Source organism: Mesocryomonas fontinalis (assembly GCF_055730125.2).
In genome coordinates this window covers 972,338-991,765 of the sequence record NZ_JBUZWG020000001.1, presented here as the reverse complement: position 1 = coordinate 991,765, position 19,428 = coordinate 972,338, and the positions used below count along the sequence as shown (strand labels likewise).

21 protein-coding genes are annotated in these 19,428 nt (G+C 65.8%); 14 read left to right on the top strand and 7 right to left on the bottom strand.

What is annotated here, in order from left to right; all coding sequences use genetic code 11:
* Positions 1-305: 305 nt before the first annotated feature.
* Positions 306-1,328: an SOUL family heme-binding protein gene (locus tag ACZL02_RS04565; RefSeq protein WP_472938972.1), complete on the top strand. Its 1,023-nt coding sequence runs from the start codon at positions 306-308 to the stop codon at positions 1,326-1,328.
* Between the two features lie 98 nt (positions 1,329-1,426).
* Here the strand turns inward: ACZL02_RS04565 and ACZL02_RS04560 are convergent, their stop codons facing one another.
* Positions 1,427-1,771: a cupin domain-containing protein gene (locus ACZL02_RS04560; protein WP_472938971.1), complete on the bottom strand. Its 345-nt coding sequence runs from the start codon at positions 1,769-1,771 to the stop codon at positions 1,427-1,429.
* 85 nt (positions 1,772-1,856) lie between these two features.
* Here ACZL02_RS04560 and ACZL02_RS04555 point away from each other — a divergent pair, with 85 nt between their 5' ends.
* On the top strand, positions 1,857-1,991 hold the full coding sequence (locus ACZL02_RS04555) for a hypothetical protein (protein WP_472938970.1): 135 nt from the start codon (positions 1,857-1,859) through the stop codon (positions 1,989-1,991).
* Between the two features lie 13 nt (positions 1,992-2,004).
* Here the strand turns inward: ACZL02_RS04555 and ACZL02_RS04550 are convergent, their stop codons facing one another.
* The 3 genes from ACZL02_RS04550 to ACZL02_RS04540 form a co-directional block, all read right to left on the bottom strand.
* Complete coding sequence (locus tag ACZL02_RS04550) at positions 2,005-3,285, bottom strand: O-acetylhomoserine aminocarboxypropyltransferase (protein ID WP_472938969.1); 1,281 nt, start codon at positions 3,283-3,285, stop codon at positions 2,005-2,007.
* 206 nt (positions 3,286-3,491) lie between these two features.
* Positions 3,492-3,881, bottom strand: coding sequence for a CoA-binding protein (locus ACZL02_RS04545; RefSeq protein WP_472939113.1), 390 nt, complete (start codon positions 3,879-3,881; stop codon positions 3,492-3,494).
* 86 nt (positions 3,882-3,967) lie between these two features.
* Complete coding sequence (locus ACZL02_RS04540; RefSeq protein WP_472938968.1) at positions 3,968-4,786, bottom strand: enoyl-CoA hydratase; 819 nt, start codon at positions 4,784-4,786, stop codon at positions 3,968-3,970.
* Positions 4,787-5,065: 279 nt separating this feature from the next.
* Here ACZL02_RS04540 and rplM point away from each other — a divergent pair, with 279 nt between their 5' ends.
* The 7 genes from rplM to ACZL02_RS04505 all read left to right on the top strand — a co-directional run bounded on the left by rplM (position 5,066) and on the right by ACZL02_RS04505 (position 9,567).
* A complete protein-coding gene (rplM, locus tag ACZL02_RS04535) occupies positions 5,066-5,530 on the top strand; it encodes a 50S ribosomal protein L13 (RefSeq protein WP_472938967.1) in 465 nt (154 codons plus the stop codon).
* Positions 5,530-6,000 carry a 30S ribosomal protein S9 gene (rpsI, locus tag ACZL02_RS04530; protein WP_472931662.1) on the top strand — a complete coding sequence of 157 codons (471 nt, stop codon included), beginning with the start codon at positions 5,530-5,532 and terminating at the stop codon, positions 5,998-6,000. Before rplM ends, rpsI begins: the two co-directional genes overlap by 1 nt.
* Before the next feature lie 177 nt (positions 6,001-6,177).
* Positions 6,178-6,474 (top strand): hypothetical protein, encoded by a 297-nt coding sequence (locus tag ACZL02_RS04525; RefSeq protein WP_472938966.1) that lies wholly within the window; start codon positions 6,178-6,180, stop codon positions 6,472-6,474.
* Positions 6,464-6,748 (top strand): type II toxin-antitoxin system RelE/ParE family toxin, encoded by a 285-nt coding sequence (locus ACZL02_RS04520; RefSeq protein ID WP_472938965.1) that lies wholly within the window; start codon positions 6,464-6,466, stop codon positions 6,746-6,748. The genes ACZL02_RS04525 and ACZL02_RS04520 overlap by 11 nt, the downstream gene beginning before the upstream one ends.
* Before the next feature lie 107 nt (positions 6,749-6,855).
* Positions 6,856-7,815, top strand: a complete 960-nt coding sequence (speB, locus tag ACZL02_RS04515) for an agmatinase (RefSeq protein ID WP_472938964.1) — start codon at positions 6,856-6,858, stop codon at positions 7,813-7,815.
* Positions 7,816-7,918: 103 nt separating this feature from the next.
* Positions 7,919-8,974, top strand: coding sequence for an N-acetyl-gamma-glutamyl-phosphate reductase (argC, locus tag ACZL02_RS04510; protein WP_472938963.1), 1,056 nt, complete (start codon positions 7,919-7,921; stop codon positions 8,972-8,974).
* Positions 8,971-9,567 (top strand): MOSC domain-containing protein, encoded by a 597-nt coding sequence (locus ACZL02_RS04505; RefSeq protein WP_472938962.1) that lies wholly within the window; start codon positions 8,971-8,973, stop codon positions 9,565-9,567. The genes argC and ACZL02_RS04505 overlap by 4 nt, the downstream gene beginning before the upstream one ends.
* 27 nt (positions 9,568-9,594) lie before the next feature.
* Here ACZL02_RS04505 and ACZL02_RS04500 read toward each other — a convergent pair whose 3' ends face one another.
* Positions 9,595-10,683 (bottom strand): COX15/CtaA family protein, encoded by a 1,089-nt coding sequence (locus ACZL02_RS04500; RefSeq protein WP_472938961.1) that lies wholly within the window; start codon positions 10,681-10,683, stop codon positions 9,595-9,597.
* 243 nt (positions 10,684-10,926) lie between these two features.
* Here ACZL02_RS04500 and ACZL02_RS04495 point away from each other — a divergent pair, with 243 nt between their 5' ends.
* Entirely contained in the window at positions 10,927-11,148 is a 222-nt protein-coding gene (locus ACZL02_RS04495; protein WP_472938960.1) for a DUF2842 domain-containing protein, read from the top strand.
* A gap of 33 nt (positions 11,149-11,181) precedes the next feature.
* On the opposite strand, the gene ACZL02_RS04490 is transcribed toward ACZL02_RS04495, so the two are convergent.
* Complete coding sequence (locus ACZL02_RS04490) at positions 11,182-12,228, bottom strand: polysaccharide deacetylase family protein (protein ID WP_472938959.1); 1,047 nt, start codon at positions 12,226-12,228, stop codon at positions 11,182-11,184.
* Positions 12,229-12,619: 391 nt separating this feature from the next.
* On the opposite strand from ACZL02_RS04490, the gene ACZL02_RS04485 reads away from it, so the two are divergent.
* Positions 12,620-13,519 (top strand): GNAT family N-acetyltransferase, encoded by a 900-nt coding sequence (locus ACZL02_RS04485; protein WP_472938958.1) that lies wholly within the window; start codon positions 12,620-12,622, stop codon positions 13,517-13,519.
* A 42-nt stretch (positions 13,520-13,561) separates the two neighbouring features.
* Here ACZL02_RS04485 and ACZL02_RS04480 read toward each other — a convergent pair whose 3' ends face one another.
* Positions 13,562-15,664: a GumC family protein gene (locus ACZL02_RS04480; protein WP_472938957.1), complete on the bottom strand. Its 2,103-nt coding sequence runs from the start codon at positions 15,662-15,664 to the stop codon at positions 13,562-13,564.
* 195 nt (positions 15,665-15,859) lie between these two features.
* Here ACZL02_RS04480 and ACZL02_RS04475 point away from each other — a divergent pair, with 195 nt between their 5' ends.
* From ACZL02_RS04475 to ACZL02_RS04465, 3 genes are all read left to right on the top strand, one after another.
* Positions 15,860-16,420 carry a polysaccharide biosynthesis/export family protein gene (locus ACZL02_RS04475; RefSeq protein ID WP_472938956.1) on the top strand — a complete coding sequence of 187 codons (561 nt, stop codon included), beginning with the start codon at positions 15,860-15,862 and terminating at the stop codon, positions 16,418-16,420.
* Positions 16,421-16,519: 99 nt separating this feature from the next.
* Positions 16,520-17,710, top strand: coding sequence for a glycosyltransferase (locus ACZL02_RS04470; protein ID WP_472938955.1), 1,191 nt, complete (start codon positions 16,520-16,522; stop codon positions 17,708-17,710).
* A gap of 84 nt (positions 17,711-17,794) precedes the next feature.
* On the top strand, positions 17,795-19,327 hold the full coding sequence (locus ACZL02_RS04465; RefSeq protein ID WP_472939112.1) for an undecaprenyl-phosphate glucose phosphotransferase: 1,533 nt from the start codon (positions 17,795-17,797) through the stop codon (positions 19,325-19,327).
* Positions 19,328-19,428: the final 101 nt, after the last annotated feature.

Sequence of the window (19,428 nt, the reverse complement as noted above, 5' to 3'; positions counted from 1 at the left end):
CGGAAACAACGGACAAAAAAAGGGGCGGCTCGAAGGCCGCCCTGAAGTCTTGTCTGGAGTATCAGTCCATGAAGAAACTGATGTCGCTATAAGCTTCTTGGCGGGGAAAGGTTGCAGTGCACGGAGAGCCCGGGAAAAGTTCGTCGTATCGGCTCGCCCGCCGCTGCGGAGGGCGGTCGATCGGGTGACGACGCGCAACCATCGCCGCGGGCTCGGCGTTATGAGCGCAACATGCCGGGCCGAAGGCCGGGCTTCCCAATTGCGGCGCACCACCCACCGGCTGCCGTGCTTTCCAGGAGATGCTTATGTTCCGCGACAAGTCCAGCGCCTACGACCGTATCCATGACGCGATCGGCGACATCGGCGACAAGATCGTCGAACTGGAGCAGCAGGTCGCTGACCGCTTCACCCCGTCGACGGCCGAGCGCGTCCGCCGCTCGATCCAGCGCAACCTGCCGGGTCATTCCTCTTCCCGTTATGTGCCGGACTTTTTGACCAACTGGTCCGTACCGAGCGCCGAGGATGCACGCAGCTCCTACCGCTCCGTTCGCGACCGCCTGCCGGAAGTCGGCAGCGCGCTGTCGGGGATCGCAAGCCGGATCCCGACCTCGCGCCTTTCCAGCCTCTCGCGCAGCCTTCCCGATCCACGCCTGCCGCGGCCGCAGAGCTTTCGCCGCGGGATGCAAGCGCAGCAGGGCCTCGACTTCCTGCGGCAGCGCCCGGGGCTGTCGACCGTCCTGATCGGCGGCGGCGTCCTCGCCTTGGCGGGCGCGGCCTACTTCGTCACCAAGAAGGTTTCCGACCACACCGAAGAGCCGGACTACGACACGGTCCGCAACGACGGTGACATCGAAGTCCGCGACTATGACGGCATGGTCGTCGCCGAGACGATCAAGAGTGGCTACCACGAGAAGGCCCGCCGGATCGGTTTCGAGACGCTGGCCGACTACATCTTCGCCAATAACCGCAATGGCAAGAAGATCCCGATGACCTCGCCGGTCCTCCAGCAGCTGTCGGAGAATGAGGGTCAGACCAAGGGCTGGGCCATCCGCTTCGTCATGCCGAAAAAGCACACGGTCGCGACCTTGCCTGCTCCCGCGTCAGACGACGTCAAGCTGAAGGAAGTCCCGTCCAAGCGCGTCGTCGCCATCCGCTTCAATGGCAACTTCTCGGCAACGCTCGCGTCGAAGAAGCTGATGCTGCTCTACAACTACATCGCCGACGAAAACCTGACGCAGAAGGGCGACCCGGAATACGCCTTCTACAACCCGCCGTGGACCCCGGGCTTCCTCAAGCGCAACGAGATCCTCATCGAGGTCGAGCGCTGAACAAGCCAGTTCGCTGAACAAAACGCCCACCCCCTCAAGGGTGGGCGTTTTGCTGTGGGGGTCGCTGCAAGGGGCCGGTTTGCCAGACAGGCCGTCGCTTACTCCTTGATCACGTAATGCTTCACCGTTGTCTCGATCACCGCCCAGGTTCCCTTGAAACCGCGCGGGATGATGAAGCTGTCGCCAGCCCTGACGGTTTGTGCAGGTCCCTTCTCCGGCGTCAGAACAGAATGCCCTGAGATGATGTGGCAGAACTCCCATTCGGTGTATTCCACCGTCCATTCGCCGGGGGTGGCTTCCCAGATCCCGGCGTAGAGCCCGGCGCCGTCGTCCTCGAGGTTCCAGGTTCGGGTCTGGGGATGACCGGACAGAACCTTTTCGGCGGAAGGCGCATCGGAGACCGCAGCGACGCCGGTCTCGTCGAACATCACAAGCTTCATCAAAACTCCTCAATATCTTCCGTTACGTCAGCCGCGAGCAAGGCTCAGTGGCTAGAAGAAAAGCTTACTCCCAAGCGGGACAATCGCCATGTCGGGTCAGGCAGTGCTTACCTTCCTCGCCTTCTTCGCGTCGAACATCGTCGTCGCCAGCATTCTCGGCATCTATGCCGAGCGGCTGATGTCGGCCTGGCGGCGCTTTCGCCGCATGCCGGCAAACGGATAGGAAATCGCGGGCATCAGGTCCGCGCCAGCGCTTGCGCGAGGTCGGCGACGATGTCCTCGATGCTCTCGATCCCGACCGACAGCCGCACGACGTCCGACCCGGCCCCGGCAGCTATTCTCTGTTCGTCGCTGAGCTGCTTGTGCGTGGTCGACGCTGGGTGAATGACCAGCGAGCGCGTGTCGCCGATATTGGCGAGGTGCGAGAACAGCTCCAGAGACTCCACGAAAGCGACGCCCGCCGCGTACCCGCCCTTCAGCCCGAAGGTCAGCACAGCGCCCGCGCCTTTCGGGCAATAGGTCTGCATGAGAGCATGACCGGGGTCGGAGGCGAGGCCGGCATAGGAAACCCAGCCAACCTTGTCGTGGCTCGATAGATACTCCGCCACTGCCAGCGCGTTGTCGCAATGGCGCTGCATGCGCAGCGGCAAGGTCTCGATGCCCGTCAGGATCATGAAGGCGTTGAACGGCGAGATCGAGGGCCCGAGATCACGCAAGCCCAGCACCCGGCAGGCGATGGCTAAAGCGAAGTTGCCAAAGCTCTCGTGCAGGACGAGGCCGTTATATTCCGGACGCGGCGTGGACAGCACGGGATAGCGGTCGCTGGCCGACCAGTCGAAGGTACCGCCGTCGACGATCGCGCCGCCCATCGAATTGCCGTGCCCGCCCATGAACTTCGTCAGCGAGTGGACGACGATGTCGGCGCCGTGCTCCAGCGGCCGGCAGAGGTAGGGACTGGCCAGCGTGTTGTCGACGATGAGCGGCAGGCCGTGCCGGTGCGCGATCTCCGCGATCCCTGCAATGTCGACGACGACGCCGCCGGGATTGGCGATCGATTCGATGAAGATCGCTTGCGTCCTGTCGGTGATCGCCGCCTCGAAGGTCGAGATGTCCGAAGGGTCGGCCCAGGCGACATGCCAGTCGAAGGCCTTGAACGAATGCGCGAACTGGTTGATCGAGCCTCCATAGAGCCGGCGCGAGGCGATGAAGGCATCGCCGGGCCGCATCAGCGCATGGAACACCAGGAGCTGCGCGGCATGGCCGGAGGCGACGGCAAGTGCGGCCGTGCCGCCCTCGAGCGCAGCCACGCGCTCTTCTAGCACCGCCTGCGTCGGGTTCATGATGCGCGTATAGATATTGCCGAACTGCTGCAGGCCGAACAGCGCGGCGGCATGGTCGACGTCGTCGAAGACGAAGGATGTGGTCTGGTAGATCGGCGTGGCGCGTGCGCCGGTGGCGGGATCGGGTTGGGCGCCGGCATGGACGGCCAGCGTATCGAAGCCGGGTGTCGAGCTCATGAAGTCCTCCCTGGTTTTCGCGACCGCCAGTGTGACTCCAGCGCGCCCGGCGACAAAGCCCATTCTGTCGGCATCAGGAAAGCCCGTCCGCCGCTTCGTCCTCAGGAAACAGGCCCCGCCCGCGGTATCGTGGGCGATCGGGCGACGGCGCGGTGTTCTCGTGCAGGACACTCCCGGCAAAAGCCGCGACAAAACTCTGCAGGCAGCTAGCGAAGCAGCTCGATCTTCGGGCAGCGGTCCATGACCACCGTCATGCCGGCGGCCACCGCCTTTGCGGCCGCAGCGTCGTGGCGGACGCCGAGCTGGGTCCAGATCACCCGTGGCCGCGGCACGAGCGCCAGGGCCTCGTCGACAATGCCCGGCACCGCCTCGCTCGCCCGAAAGATGTCGACCATGTCGATCGGCTCGGGGATGTCGGCAAGGGTCGCGTGGCAGGTCACGCCAAGGAGGGTCTTGCCCGCCTGCCCCGGATTGACGGGAATCACGCGGTAGCCGCGGGACAGAAGAAACTTCATCACCCCGTTGGAAGGTCGCGTCTCGTTCGGACTGGCCCCGACGAGCGCGATGACCTTCACGCCCGCGAGAAGGGCCGCGATGCCGGCCCGGTCGCTGACGAGGCCGGCTGGGTCAGCGGCAGGGCTGGCCGGGTCGCCTGAGGATCCACTGTCGTGCAGCGGCCCGCTCATTCGCCCGTCCAGACCGGCTTGCGCTTGTCCAGGAAGGCGCCGATCCCCTCGCCGGCATCGCGCGCAAGAAGGTTTTCGACCATGACGCCGGTGGCATGGGCATAGGCTTCCGCCAGCGGCAGCTCGGCCTGGCGGTAGAAAGCTGCCTTGCCGAGCGATACGGCCAGCGGTGATTTCGAGGCGATCGTGTTGGCGTATTTCTGCACGACAGTGGTGAGATATTCCGGCGGCACGACGCGGTTGACCAGACCGAAGTCGCGCGCCGAGCGGGCGTCGATGGTCTCGCCGGTCAGCAGCATCTCCATCGCATGCTTCGGCGCCATGTTGCGCGACAGCGCAACGGCGGGCGTCGAGCAGAACAGCCCGATGTTGACGCCCGGCGTGCAGAACGCCGCCTCTTCCGACGCGATTGCGAGGTCGCAGCTGGCGACGAGCTGGCAGCCTGCCGCGGTGGCGAGCCCCGCGACCTCGGCGATGACCGGGCGGGGGTGGTGCACGATCGCCTGCATCAGCTCCGCGCAGCGCGCCATCGCCTCGGCGAAGAACGCCTCCCCGCCATCCGCGTCCCGCCGGTGGGCAGTCAGTTCCTTGAGGTCGTGGCCGGCGGAGAACACCGAGCCGGTGGCCGCGATCACCACGACACGGCAAGCCGGGTCCTCGGCCGCCGCACGCAGCGCCTCGATCAGCGCCGCCATCGTCGCCATCGACAGCGCGTTGGCCGGCGGGTTGGACAGGACAATGCGGTGAATGCCGGGCGGCCGGGCAATCGCGACGGAGGACGTTGCCGTCGTCGGATGGGACAGGATATCGGCCATGTCGTCGGTCTCGCGTGCTGGTGTCGTCGCATCGTTCTAGACGATCCCGCCGGCCACGCCCATCGACAGGCGCCACATTTCTTTACGGTACTATTATACCTCATACATCAAGTTATTGATTCTGCTGACTTATACCCGTCTTAAGCGGCATTCAGCCATCTTGACCAAAGCCCCCCCTGTCGTTACACACACGTCACAGAGAGCGGCCCCAAGGGGCCGCGCTTTTCGTTTGGCGGTCCCCCGGATTGCCGCATCGCCGCTCATCCAAGGGTAGACCCCATGAAAACCTTCTCGCAGAAGAACGAGACGGTGGTGAAGAAGTGGATCGTGATCGACGCCGAAGGACTCGTCGTCGGCCGCCTCGCCTCCATCATCGCCCTCCGCCTTCGTGGCAAGCACAAGCCGACCTTCACCCCGCACATCGACGACGGTGACAATGTCATCGTGATCAATGCCGACAAGGTGGTGTTCACCGGCAAGAAGTTCACCGACAAGACCTACTACTGGCACACAGGCTTCATCGGCGGCATCAAGCAGCGCAAGGCGCGGCAGATCCTCGAAGGCCGCTTCCCGGAGCGCGTCGTCGAGAAGGCCGTGGAGCGCATGCTTCCGGAAGGCCCGCTCGGCCGCCAGCAGCTGAAGAACCTGCGCGTCTACGCCGGTTCTGAGCATCCGCATGTCGCGCAGACCCCTGAGTCCCTCGATGTCGGCGCGATGAATCCCAAGAACCGGAGGGCTGCATAATGGCCGATCTGAATTCGCTGCAAAGCCTCGGCACCGTCGACACGCTCGTCGAAGCCCCGGTCCACGTCCAGAAGATCGACCAGCTCGGCCGCGCCTATGCCACCGGCAAGCGCAAGGACGCGGTCGCCCGCGTCTGGGTCAAGCCGGGCTCCGGCAAGATCACCATCAACGGCAAGGAATTCGCGGCGTACTTCGCCCGTCCCGTGCTGCAGATGGTGCTGCGTCAGCCGATCGTCGCCGCTGCCCGTGATGGCCAGTTCGACATCGTCGCTACCGTCGCCGGCGGCGGTCTTTCCGGCCAGGCCGGTGCCGTCCGTCACGGCATCTCGAAGGCCCTCACCTATTACGAGCCGGGCCTTCGCGCCGTGCTCAAGAAGGGTGGCTTCCTGACCCGCGACAGCCGCGTCGTCGAGCGCAAGAAGTACGGCAAGGCCAAGGCCCGTCGTTCGTTCCAGTTCTCGAAGCGCTAAGCTTCGCACTCCTGGAATTTTACTTTTGGAAGGGTCGGCAGTCATGCCGGCCCTTTTTCTATGGTCAGAACCAAGCGGACCTGCGACGAGCGCCATCCTTGTCCGGCTGACCGAACGCCGTGTTCTCCTGGATACCGACCGGTGCTATCCTCGCCCGACGCGAACAAGGAGCAGCGCATGCCCAGCGTGACCTTCACCGTCGATCTCGACGACGAGGCGCTCGCCGTCTTCGACGCCCTCGCCGCAACCAAGGGCCACGGCCGCGCGGCCATGCTGGAACAGCTGGTTCACGAATTCCTGCAGTTCGAGGCCGAGACGCCCGAATATGACGCCTGGTTCCGACACGAGGTCGAAGAGGGCCTGCGCGAGATGGCGGAGCCGGGCGCGGAGTTCGTTTCGCATGAAACGGTGATGGCCGAAGCGAGGGCACTGCTCGAGACGCGGATGGCCGAGGCCAAGAAGCGTGCGGGTTAAGTGGTGGAAGAAGGCGCGCGTCGATCTTCTGGACATCGTATCGGCGATCCAGAGCGAACGCCCTTCGGCTGCAACGGCCTTCCTCGACAAGATTGACCGGCATGTCGGGTGCCTGGCGCAATTTACCCACATCGGTCGCCGTGGACGGGTGGTCAAGACGCACGAGCTCGTCATCACCGGCACACCCTACGTCCTCATCTACAAGGTCTTCGGCGATTGGGTCGCGGTCACAAGGGTGCTGCACGGCAAAAGGCGTTGGCCTACCCGCCGATAGTCGAGACGGCCGAGCGTCGGCGTCGCGCCGCCGGAAGCGATCCGCCCTTCAATATGACCGCCCGATGCGCTAGGCAGCCGCAACTGACGCACATCATCGGATCTGCCATGGCTTCCAAATCGATCGACAACGCCTTCACGGCAACCGATGCCCTCGGCGCGGCGAGTGATCCGACCTATGCCGGCATTCCCTCCTTCATGCGGCGCAAGCTGACGAAGACGCCGGCAGGAGCCGACGTCACCGTCTGGGGCATTCCCTTCGACGCCTCGGTCTCGAACCGGCCGGGCACGCGCTTCGGACCTTCAGCGCTGAGGCGGGCGTCGCAGATCTTCGACAATGATCCGCAATACCCGTTCCACCGCGACCTGTTCGAGACGCTCAGCGTCGTCGACTATGGCGACTGCCTGCTCGACTACCGCACGCCCGAGACGGCGCACGAATTGATGCGCGCGGAAGCGGAGACCTTGCTTGCCGAGACCGGTTTCCTGCTGACGCTCGGCGGTGACCACTCGATCACCTGGCCCCTCCTGCAGGCGCATGCCGCCAAGCACGGGCCACTGTCGCTGGTGCATTTCGACGCGCACCAGGACACCTGGCCGCTGGCGCATTCGGCCGCTGGCGAGCGCGTCGACCACGGCTCCTTCCTGACCGCGGCGGTGAAGCACGGGCTGGTCGATGTGGACACCTCGATCCAGATCGGCATCCGCACGCACGCCCCGGAGACGCTAGGGCTCGAAATCATCCACGGCAACGAGGTCGAGGACCTCAGCGCGTCCGCCATCGCCGAGCGCATTGCAGCGCGAACCGGCGGGCGAAAAGTTTACCTCACCTTCGACATCGACTGCCTCGACGTCGCCTTCGCGCCGGGTACCGGCACGCCGGTCGCCGGCGGTCCGTCGAGCGCGAAGATGCTATCGGTGCTGCACAAGCTGAAGCATCTGCCGATCGTCGGCGCTGACGTGGTGGAAGTATCGCCGCCGTTCGACCATGCCGACATCACCGCGGTGGCGGGCGCGACCGTGGCTCTCTATGTGCTGGGGATCCTGGCGGAGCAGAAGGCGGGGTAGGCTTTGCCTGCCTGTTCTTCAGTTGAGAGAATGATTCACCTGGCTGACGAAACGATTCCGCGGCCGGCGACAAGTGTCTGAAATAGCTGCGATGGAGAGTGGCATGGCGAAGAAGATCAGGATCGGCGTCCTCGGCGCGAGCGGCTATACCGGCGCCGATCTGGTGCGCCTCGCCGTTCGCCATCCCGGCATCGAGATTAACGCGCTGACGGCCAACAGCCATGCCGGCAAGCCGATGAAGGCGGTGTTCCCGCATTTCTCGCACATCGAACTGCCGGATCTCGTCAAGGTCGACGACGCCGACTGGGGCGCGGTGGACGCGGTGTTCTGCGGGCTGCCGCACGGCACGACGCAGGCGATCACCAAGGGCATCTTCGAGCGCTATCCCGAGGTGAAGATCATCGACATGTCGGCCGACTTCCGGCTGCGCGACCCCGCCGCCTACAAGGAATGGTACGGGCTCGACCATGTCGCCACCGACATCCAGCCGGAGGCGGTATACGGCCTCACCGAGCACTATCGCGCCGAAATCGCGGACGCGCGCCTGATCGCCTGCCCCGGCTGCTACCCGACCGCTGTCCTGCTGGCCCTGCTGCCGCTGGCCAAGGCCGGCCTGATCGACGTCACGGACATCGTCATCGATGCGAAGTCCGGCGTCTCGGGCGCTGGCCGCAGCCCGAAGGAGAACGTCCTCTTCTGCGAGGCCGGCGAGGGCATGAGCCCCTACGCCGTCGGCAAACACCGTCACATGGCGGAGATCGAGCAGGAAATCGGCAAGGCCGCAGATGTCGCCGACCTCCGCGTCAACTTCACGCCGCATCTCATTCCGATGAGCCGCGGCGAGCTTTGCACGAGCTATGTCCGTCTGTCCGCGGGACGGACGGCAGCGGACCTTCGCCAGCAGCTGGTCGAGACCTATGCCGCCGAGCCCTTCGTAACCGTCGCCGCAGAGGGCGTCCTGCCGCAGACGCAGATGGTGCGCGGCTCGAACTATGTCGTCGTCAACGTCGTGCCCGACCGCATTCCCGGCCGGGCGATCGTCATCTCGACCCTCGACAACCTGGTGAAGGGATCGGCCGGCCAGGCGATCCAGAACTTCAACGTCGCCTACGGCCTGCTAGAGACGCTCGGCATCGAACAGCTGCCGTTGTTCCCATGAGCGGCACCGACGAAACCCTCTTTGCGGGGAAGCCGATAGCGACGGAACCGGCAGATGGCCGCGTTTTCGCAGTGGCAGTCCATGCGGTGCATGCCTTCTCGAAGCAGACGGCCCCGAGCATCACTTTGCTGGAAGGTCTCGGCGTCGAGGGCGACGCGCATGCCGGCGTCACGGTGAAGCACCGGTCGCGGGTCAAGGTCGACCCGACGCAGCCGAACCTGCGGCAGGTCCATCTGATCCATGGTGAGTTGCTGGACGAACTTGTCACCGGCGGCTTCACCGTCTCCGCAGGCACGCTCGGCGAGAACATCACGACCCGTGGGATCGATCTCCTCGGTCTGCCGCGTGGCGCGCTTCTGCACATCGGAGATGAAGCGATGGTGGAAGTGACCGGGCTGCGCAATCCCTGCGCCCAGCTCGACGCGCACGAGAAGGGGCTCACGGCCGCAACGCTCGGGCGGGATGCCGAGGGCGGGCTGGTGCGCAAGGCCGGCGTCATGGCCGTCGTGCGCCAGGGCGGCAGCATCACGCCGGGCGATGCGATTCGCCTGATCCTCCCGCCCCTGCCTCACGAGATGCTCAAGCCGGTCTAAGCCAGCCTGAGCGAAAACCCGAACGGATCAGGCCCGGATCGGATACGGCCCTTTCAGCGCCCGCGCATGGGCGACGCTGAAGGCGAGGACGACCAAGGCGCCGGCCTGGTGCAGCAAGGCCCAGCCGATCGGCACCGCCAGCAGCAGCGTGGTGATGCCGAGACCGGCCTGGACCAGCACCAGAGCGAGGAGCACGCCCGCCCGACGCGCATGCGTCGTGCGCGGCGCCCGGCGGATGGAGGCGATGGCGTGCATCAGCACGACCGCCAGCAGCAGATAGGCGCCGCAACGGTGCACGAACTGCACGGTCATCACGTTTTCGAAGAGGTTGCGCCAGGCGGGCTGCATGGCGAACAGGCCTGACGGCACGAGGCTGCCGTCCATCAGCGGCCAGGTGTTGAAGGTTAGGCCGGCATTGAGCCCGGCGACGAGCCCTCCGAGGTAGATCTGCATAAGAGCGAGGAACAGGATGATCCCGGCGGCGCGCATCGAGGTCCGCGACGGCGCGGCATCCCCGCTGTGGGGCGCGAGACCGCGGGCAACCCAAAGCGTCGCCGTGAAGATGAGGCAAGCGGTGGTGAGGTGGACGGCGAGCCGGTACTGGCTGACATCGGTGCGCTGGCTGAGGCCGGAGGCGACCATCCACCAGCCGATCGCGCCCTGCAGGCCGCCGAGCGCCAAGATGCCGACGAGCTTCGGTTTCAAACCCGCCGGAATACGCCCCGCAATCCAGAAATAGGCGAGCGGCAAGGCGAAGACGAGACCGACGAAGCGGGCGAGAAACCGGTGTGCCCACTCCCACCAGTAGATCGTCTTGAAGCCTGAAAGCTCCATCCCCTGGTTCAGCTCGGTATATTGCGGGATCTGCTGGTAGAGCGAGAACTCCTCCTGCCATTCCGCCTCGGACAGCGGCGGGACGACGCCGTGGATCGGCTTCCACTCGGTGATCGACAGGCCCGATTCGGTGAGCCGCGTCGCACCGCCGACGACGACCAGCGCGAAGACGATCAGCGCCACCAGATAGAGCCAATACCGCACGGCGCGGCGGTTTGCGCCGTCCCGGCTGATGCCGGCGGAGAGGACGGCTGCGGGTGGGGAAAGCGAAACGCTGGACATCGGCACCAACCTTGGCCTTGGGGCAAGCCGACGACCTGGCCTTCCCCTATCGGAAATACCATCCGGCAGGCCAGGCCTCGAAAGGATGGCGGCACGGACAGTTCTGAAGGTCATGTGCCCCGAACCGCCCTCGACTTCAAGCGGTCGGACCGTCGCAGGCGGGGCGGGACGGTAGAGCTACCGCTGGCCTTTCCGGTCGCCAGTGCCTAAGCATCTTGGCGACCACAAGGATTGGCGGACGGTATGCCCCTCAGATTGAGAAAACTCATCGGTACGGTGATCATGATCGTGCTCGTCGCGGTCTATGCGATCTTCGCGACCGCCTTCGCCTCGCTCTATCTCGGCCAGTCGAGCGGCTGGGTCCACCTCGCCTTCTTCGCCATCAGCGGGTTGTTCTGGGTGGTGCCGGCGATGTTCCTGATCCGCTGGATGGAAGGCTACAAGGGCAAGCCGCGCGCCCGCTGACCGGCCGGGTGCCGTCGCGGTAGCGGCGGAGGGTCAAGCCCTGGTACCGCGCTCCTTCCAGCGGCCCGGCAGGCCCGAAATCAGAACGTCGATGTAGCGCGGGTCCTGGTAATAGCCGTTGAGCGACAGGCGTGGCAGCGCGTGACGGTTGAAAGCCGTTTGCGGGCTCAGCGCGTGCAGTTGGGTGGTGAAGGCAGCGGCATAACCGGCGTCGGCGGCCGCCGCAAACTCGCGTGGACCGCAGGCCGCCTTGTAGCCAAAGGGGTAGGCGAAGAAGTCGGGGATCCGGCCGAGCCGTTCGCCGATCACCTGCCGGGATTGCGCGAGTTCGCGCTGCATGTCGTGTAGGTCGAGCCGCGAGAGCCGCGCATGCGTCATCGAGTGGGCGCCGATGGTGCAGAGCGGATCCTCCGACAGACGCCTGAGGGTATCCCAGTCCATGACCCGGGATGCGGCGTCGCAAGCGACGATTTCGTTGAGCTCCGCCAGGCGTCGGACGGTCCCATCGAGGCAGGCTTCCGGGCACTCGTTCGTCAGATAGAGGAAGATCCGGTCGAACGCCCGTCGCTTGTCGGCCACGGTCCGCGCCGGCAACGTCTCCGGCCGGAAGGGCACGCGGACGCTGCCGCGGTTCCGCACCACCTTCTCGACGACCTCCCACCAAGGCAAGGTCGTCCCTTCCGTCATTCCCGGCGTGATGAAGATGGCATAGGGCACGTTATGCCGCCGGAACACCGGCACGGCGTGGAGGTCATTGTTGACGTAGCCATCGTCGAGGGTGAAGGCGGCGAAGAAGCGTCCACCGCCGCGCTGCGGCTCGGCGATGCGAAGGGTGGCCTCGGCAAGGTCGACGAACTCGACGCCCCGGGCGGCCAGATGGGCGATCACGGCGTCGAGGAAGTCCGGGGTCACGCGAAGATGGCCGTTGGGCGGAAAATTGCCGAGCGCATCGGGCGAAACGTGGTGCAAGGTGAAGACCGCGCCGAAAGGCTGCGCGCGGCGGACGATGAAGTCGGACAAGCCGCTCCACCAGACCGTCTGCAGCGCGGCCCTTCCCGCCCTTGTCTTCCAGTCTCGCATGCCGTTTCCATCGATCAGGCAAAGAACATCGCACGCTCTCGGGCGCAGGGTTCCAAGGTTTCAGGCAGAAGAGGCGCCATACCCTGGGGCACGCGGCCTTCCGGGCGAAGGTATAAGGCGATCCTTTATATTTTCATGCATCGAGGGGCGCCGGCGCGCGGTGTCGGCACACGGGAGTTGCAGCATTTCATCCGCCAGCCAACCAATTTCACCGCTGCCGGCGGACGCCGCCTCCGCCCTCGTTCTCGTGCGGGCAAGTCCCGACGAAAGGACGACGCGCGAGGGAACCCCTTTCCAGGGAGCAGGCTTCATCGCCGCCTGGGAGACAACCAGAGGTCGCCTGCTGAAGAGCGAGACCTGGTTGCTGGTATCTGCGGGAGGGGCGGCGGCGATGCCGATCGAGATTGTCCGCCGCGGCCCTCTGCGGATCGGTCGCTTTCCGGGCGAGACGCATGCCAACGCCAATGGCTGGACGCTGGCTTCGAGCGAAAGCCCGCTGCTGACCCGCCAGAACATTCGTGCCGCGGCGACTGCTGCCGGCATACGAATCGATGCGCTCGATTTGCGGCGTGTGTTCGAGGCGAATTGGCTCGGCACGGACTTCACGGTGACGCCGGCCTTCGAGGAACGCTTCGCGATCTCGCTGGAAGGTGGGCTGGAGGCTGTCCTTGAGCGCGGGAACGGCAAGCGAAAACGCAAGAAATTCCGCTCGCAGCAGCGCCATTTCGAAGATCGGGGCGGCTATCGTTTCCGCGACCTGCCGCGGGCGGAAAGGGCAGCGGCGCTGGATCTCTTCCTGCGACAGAAGGCCGAGCGCTTCCAAGCACTGGCGATCCCCGATCCCTTCGCCGATGCCGGCATCCGGGCCTTCCTGATCGCTCTGTTCGAGGATCCCACGACCGACGCCCGCCTCTACGCCATCGAGAGCGGCGGCGACATCAAGGCCATGCTAGGCGGGATCGTCGGTCGGCAGACCTTCTGGGGCATGTTCTCCTCCTACGCCGACGACGCGGACGCCGCCGTCAGCCCTGGCGAACTGCTGCTCTGGCACATGGTCGAGCGCCTGTCGCAGGAAGGGCTCTGCGCGCTCGACCTCGGTCCCGGCGCGGAGCGCTACAAGCAAGCCTGGTGCGACCGGACCATCCCGCAGGTGGACGCGACGCTGGCGCTGACGGCGGGGGGACGCGTCTATGTCGGCGCCATCAGGCTGCTCGCGGATGCCAGCCGCCTGGTCAAGCGCCACGAGGGCTTGAGGGCGGTCGTCCAGAAACTGCGGCGGCACCTGCGCTGATCCGCCGGGCCGCTGGCCACTGTTCGGAAGCTGGCGCCCGCGTCAGGCGGCGGCTCGCACCGCGGCGGAACCACCGGTGTGCATCATCACGACGTCGCCGAGGCCGGCGGTCGACAACCGCTGCATGAGCGCCTCGCCCTCGGCTTCCTCCCCCGGCTCGACCGAGACCACCAGGGCCGCGCCGTCGTCCATCAGCCGCTTCAGGGTTTCCGGCAGCATGGCGCCGCAGTCCACCATGGTGCAGTCATACGCCTTGCCGAGCGCTTCGAGCACGACGATCATCTCCTCGGTCGCATCGGTCTCGCCGCCGATCGCGGTGAAGCCGCCCGAGGGCAGGACATGCGCCGAGGTCAGCAGATCGCGGTGGATGACGTCGGCGAAGGAGGCGAGCCCGTCGACGAGGTCGCCAGCGCCTTCCGCATCGTCCGGCACGCCCATCGCGCGGGCGGAGGCGTTGTCGGCGGTCAGGTCGACGAGGATGGTCGAACGCTGCTGGCCCGCCAGCTGGCGAACCAGCGCGACGCTGGCGCTCCGGCCCTCGCCCACGGCGGGAACGACGAGGACGCGCGGGATCTCGCTGGCGAGGATCGCCTCGCCGAGCTCGGCGACCCCCGTGCCGTAGCGGTTGCGGACCGTCTCGGCGGCGGGAATGGCGCCGAGCGCTTCGGCCGGGCGCGCCGATGAAGGCATGGCGGGAAGACCGGCATCGCGGGCGGCCAGCGCGGGCGAATGCTCGGCGGCCCAGCGACCGCGCTGCGGGCTCGGCGTCAGCGCCCGGCCCGAGAACAGTTCGGTCAGAAGAAGACCAATGATGGCGACGAGAAAGCCGGCGAGACCGGCCGCAGCGGTGATCGGGAGGACCTTCGGGAAATAGGGCTCGGCCGGAAGCTGCGCCTCGGAGAAGATGCGCGCATCAACCGGGAGATAGTCGCGAGCGCCGCGGGCGACGGCCTCGCGATAGCGCGTCAGATAGCTTTCGAGAAGCTGGCTCTGCGACTGCGCCTCGCGCTCGAGCGAGCGCAGTTCGACCTCCTGGCCGCCAGCCCGCGAGGACTCTACCTTCAGGCGGCCCATCTCGGACGTCAGCGACGCCTCGCGCTGGCGGGAGGCATCCGCCTCGGTCTCCAGCGACGCCTGCACCTTGGAGGCCTCGCGGGTGATCTCCGTCTGCAGGTCGCGGCCCTGGGAGCGCAGGGCGCGAAGCCGCGGATGATTCTCGAGGAGCGTCGTCGAGAGGTCGGCGATCTGCGCCTTCAGCGAGACCTGGCGCTCGCGCAGGGCTTGGATCGTCGGTGAGGACAGGACGTCGGAGACGGTGTCGAGCGCGACGCCGCGCCGGATCGCATCCCGGATGCTTTGCGCCTTGCCCTCGGCCGCAGCCCGTGCGGCACGGGTACGCGACAGCTCGGTGGCGATTTCCGACAGCTGCTGGGTGGCGAGAACGCTCTGGTTCTGCCCGACCAGGAGATCGGACGAGGTGCGGAACGCGGCGACCTTGCCCTCGGCCGCCTTGACGGTCTCGCGCAGGTCCGCGATTTCCTGCTCGAGCCAGCCCGTGGCATTGTTGTTCGAGGAAAGCAGCGCCCCCTTCTGTCGCGCGAGGTACTCGTCGGCGATGGCGTTCGGGACGTCTCGGGCAAGGGCGGGATCGTGCGAGGAGAACTCGATGACCAGAACCCGCTGGTTCTCCTTGCGATAGACCTGCAGCTTCTCGCGCATCCGCTCGATGATCTCGCCCGGTGGGGAGTCGGCCTCGGGGCGGACGCGGGTCAGGATGCGGTCCATCAGCGAGACCTTCGGCGCGAACTCGGCAAGCGTGGAGAGCTTGAAGCGGTCGGCGACGTCGCCGAGAATCTCGGCCGAGGTCATCAGCGAGACCTGGCTTTCGATACTCTCGGGGCTGAAGACACCCTCCCCGCCGCCTGCGCCGGCGCCGTCGTTGCGGGTATAGGAGGACTCGCGGCTTTCGACGACGATCTGGGTATCGGCCTTGTAGGTCGGCGGAATGAGGGCGGCGATCGCAAAAGCCGATCCGGCAAACAGCAAGGTCGTCAGGACGATCAGCAGCTTGCGGGCCCACACGGCAGCAGCCAGACGCCCGATATCGATATCGGCGTCGGCCTCATCTGCTCTGTGCTTCGGCATGGTGTTTCCCCGCAGTGCCCCTGAGATTGAAGAATCGTCCACGAAGGTAACCGGAACGTTAACAAGCTCACTCGATACATCCGTAACACAGAGGTGAAGCCGCCGGTCAAGTTTACGAACGGTTAACCCTAACGAAACTATAAGAGGTCAGCGGCTCTCCGGCCGGGCGAACGATCTTCGGCGGGATAAGCGGACATGCGCATCTGCATCATGGGACCCCTGGCCCTCACCTTGGCGCTGCTCGGCGGATGCGCGAGCTACCAGCCGACGCCGCCCGCCTTCCACAATGTCCTGAACGAGCCATACCATCTCGACGCCGGCGACCGGGTTCGGGTGACGGTGTTCGAGCAGGACGGCCTCTCCAATACCTACACCATCGACAAGGGCGGCTACTTCTCCATGCCGCTCGTCGGCACCGTGCCGGCGCGGGGCAAGACCACCAAGGAGCTGGAAGCCTCGCTTTCGCAGAAGCTGCGCGACGGCTTCCTGCGCGATCCCGACATCACGGTGGAGGTCGACCAGTACCGGCCGTTCTTCATCATGGGCGAGGTCGGTACCGGTGGCCAATATACCTACGTGCCCGGCATGACGGTGCAGAATGCCATCGCGATTGCCGGCGGATACTCGCCAAGGGCCCAGCAGAAGACGGTCGACGTCACCCGCCAGGTCAACGGTCGGGTCATCTCCGGCCGCGTGCTGACCTCCGACCCGATCCTGCCCGGCGACACGATCTTCGTGCGGGAGCGCCTCTTTTAACCGTTGAGAACGATAGCTTCGACAGGACTTTGTGGTGGCGTCGGGCGGTGTGTCGTGTGAGTTGTTCACTCACAGACAACACGAAAGTCCTGACGGGGTATGGTTAGCCAGAAGATCCGGATCATCCATTGTTTCAGATCGCCCGTCGGGGGAATCTTCCGGCATGTCCGCGATCTGATCGATGCGCAGATCGCCGAAGGCCATGAGGTCGGGATCCTCTGCGACTCCATCACGGGCGGCGAATTCGAAGAGAAGATGATCCGCGAGGTGACGCCGAAGCTCGCGCTCGGCGTTCACCGCATCATCATGCGCCGCTCGATCGCACCCTCCGACCTACTCGACATGTGGCGCAGCTACACCCTCGTGCGTGACATCCGTCCCGACGTGCTGCACGGGCACGGCGCCAAGGGAGGTGCCTATGCGCGGCTGGTCGGCACCGCCAGCCGCATCTCCGGGGGGCGCACCGCGCGCCTCTACACGCCGCACGGCGGCAGCATGCACTATGATCCGAAGACGCTCGGGGGCTGGATGTTCTTCCGGCTGGAGCGCTTGCTCGAGCATGTCACGGATCACCTGCTCTTCGTGTCGCAATACGAGGCGGACGCTTACCGAAAGAAAGTGGGCAAGCCGGCCGTCGCCGCACGCGTCGTCTACAACGGCCTGTCGCCAGCCGAATTCGCGCCGGTCACGCCGGATCCCGATGCTGCCGATTTCATTTATCTCGGCATGCTGAGGAGCCTGAAGGGGCCCGACATTCTCATCCGGGCCATTGCCGAGATGGCGAAGTCGGGGGGACCTCCCGCCACCGCCGTGATCGTCGGTGCCGGCCCCGAGAAGCCCGACTTCATGAAACTGGCCGATGACATCGCACCGGGCCTCGTCCGGTTCGTCGAGCCTCGTCCGGCACGGGAGGCGCTGCGGCTCGGGCGGGTGATGGTGCTGCCGTCGCGCGCCGATTCGCTGCCCTATGTGCTGCTGGAGGCTCTCGCGGCGGATCGACCGGTGATCGCCGTCAATGTCGGCGGTGTCAGCGAGATCATCCCGAGGCACCTCCAGCCCCTCGTCGCCGCCCGCGACAGCCTTGCGCTGGCCGAGGCCATGGCGAACCGGCTGCGGGAACCGCTGGTCAATTCCAGTGCCTTGCGCCATCACATCCAGAGCGTGTTCTCGATCGAGCGGATGGTCGGCGACACCATGGCCGCCTACCGCCGGGCCCTGGCGGGGCCGAGGGCCCAATCCGCAGGCGACAGGCCTGCCGCGGCGCGTCAAACGCGATCAAACAAATCTTAGCGGAACCCTGCTAAGGAACCGGTATGCACCGCAACCGGCGGCCAGCGGCAGGTACAGCCCTTGCGGGGTAGAGAGGGCGAGACGATGGATGGCGACGGCGAGCTGCCTTTCTCCCGCAACGCCGTCCAGGCGTTCCAGAAGCTTTCCAGCGACGAACCGGTGGTGCTCAACGCCTTTGCCGCGCGTACCGCCGCGCAGTTCAAGGACAACGTCATCTCGTCGAGCATGCTCTGCGGGCTTTGGCGGCTGGTCGAATTCACCTTGCTGCTTGCCGTCGCCATTGTCGTCTACTTCTCCTATGTCGGCTTCGAGCACGGGAGCCCGTGGCTCTATCTCCTCGTCGCCGGTCTCGGTGCCGCGACCGGCGTCGGCGCCATCCAGCTGGCCGAGGGCTACGACATCCCGATGCTGCGCACCCGCTCGACCCAGATGCTGCGGGTGGGCCTCGGCTGGGCCGGCGCCATCGCGCTGATGGCCGTCGGCATCTTCTTCATGAAGGCGCAGGAGGAATATTCGCGTGTCTGGCTAGGAACTTGGTTCCTCGGCGGCTTCGCGACACTCGCCATCGCCCGCAGCATCCTCGGCGCCAACATCAGGCGCTGGGCGCGCAATGGCGTGATGGAACGGCGCGCGGTGATCGTCGGCGGCGGCAAGGGCGCCGAAACCTTGATTCGCGGCCTCGAGATGCAGGAGGAGAGCGACATCCGGATCTGCGGTATCTTCGACGACCGCGACGACCGCCGCTCGCCGCCGCTTGTCGCCGGCTACCCGAAGCTCGGCACCATCCGCGAGCTCGTCGAGTTCGCCCGCCTCGCCAAGATCGACATGCTGATCGTGACGCTGCCGCTCTCGGCCGAGAAGCGGGTGCTGGCGCTCCTCAAGGATCTCTGGGTCCTGCCGCTCGATATCCGGCTGTCGGCCCACACCTCGCAGCTGCGCTTCCGGCCGCGCTCCTACTCCTACATCGGCCAGATCCCGCTGCTCGACGTCTTCGACCGCCCGATCGCCGACTGGGACTGGATTGCCAAGCGCGCCTTCGACCTGTTCTTCGCGAGCCTTGCGATCATCCTTTTGTCGCCGGTGTTCCTCGCGACCGCCATTGCGATCAAGCTGGACTCCAAGGGTCCGGTGATCTTCCGCCAGAAGCGACATGGCTTCAACAACCGGATCATCGAGGTGCTGAAGTTCCGCTCGATGTATCAGGAGATGTCGGACCCGACGGCCCGCAAGATCGTCACCCGCGGCGACCCGCGTGTCACGAAGGTCGGTCGCTTCATCCGCAAGAGCTCGATCGACGAGCTGCCGCAGCTGTGGAACGTGCTGAAAGGCCAGCTCTCGCTGGTCGGGCCACGGCCGCATGCGGTGCACGCGGTGTCGTCGATGAACGAGACCTTCGTCGAGATCGTCGACGGCTATTTCGGTCGCCACAAGGTCAAGCCCGGGATCACCGGATGGGCGCAGATCAAGGGCTTCCGCGGCGAAATCGACCAGCCGGACAAGCTGAAGAAGCGCGTCGAGCACGATCTCTACTACATCGAGAACTGGTCGATCTTCCTCGACCTCGCCATCCTGGCGATGACGCCGATCAGCCTGTTCAAGACCGAACACGCCTACTGAGATGACGCTCCCCTACCCTCCCGGCGCGACGCTTGCGGACGACCGGCCAGACCGTCGCGGCAGAAGCGACGACCGGCTCGCCCCTCGCCATCTCGGGCGGG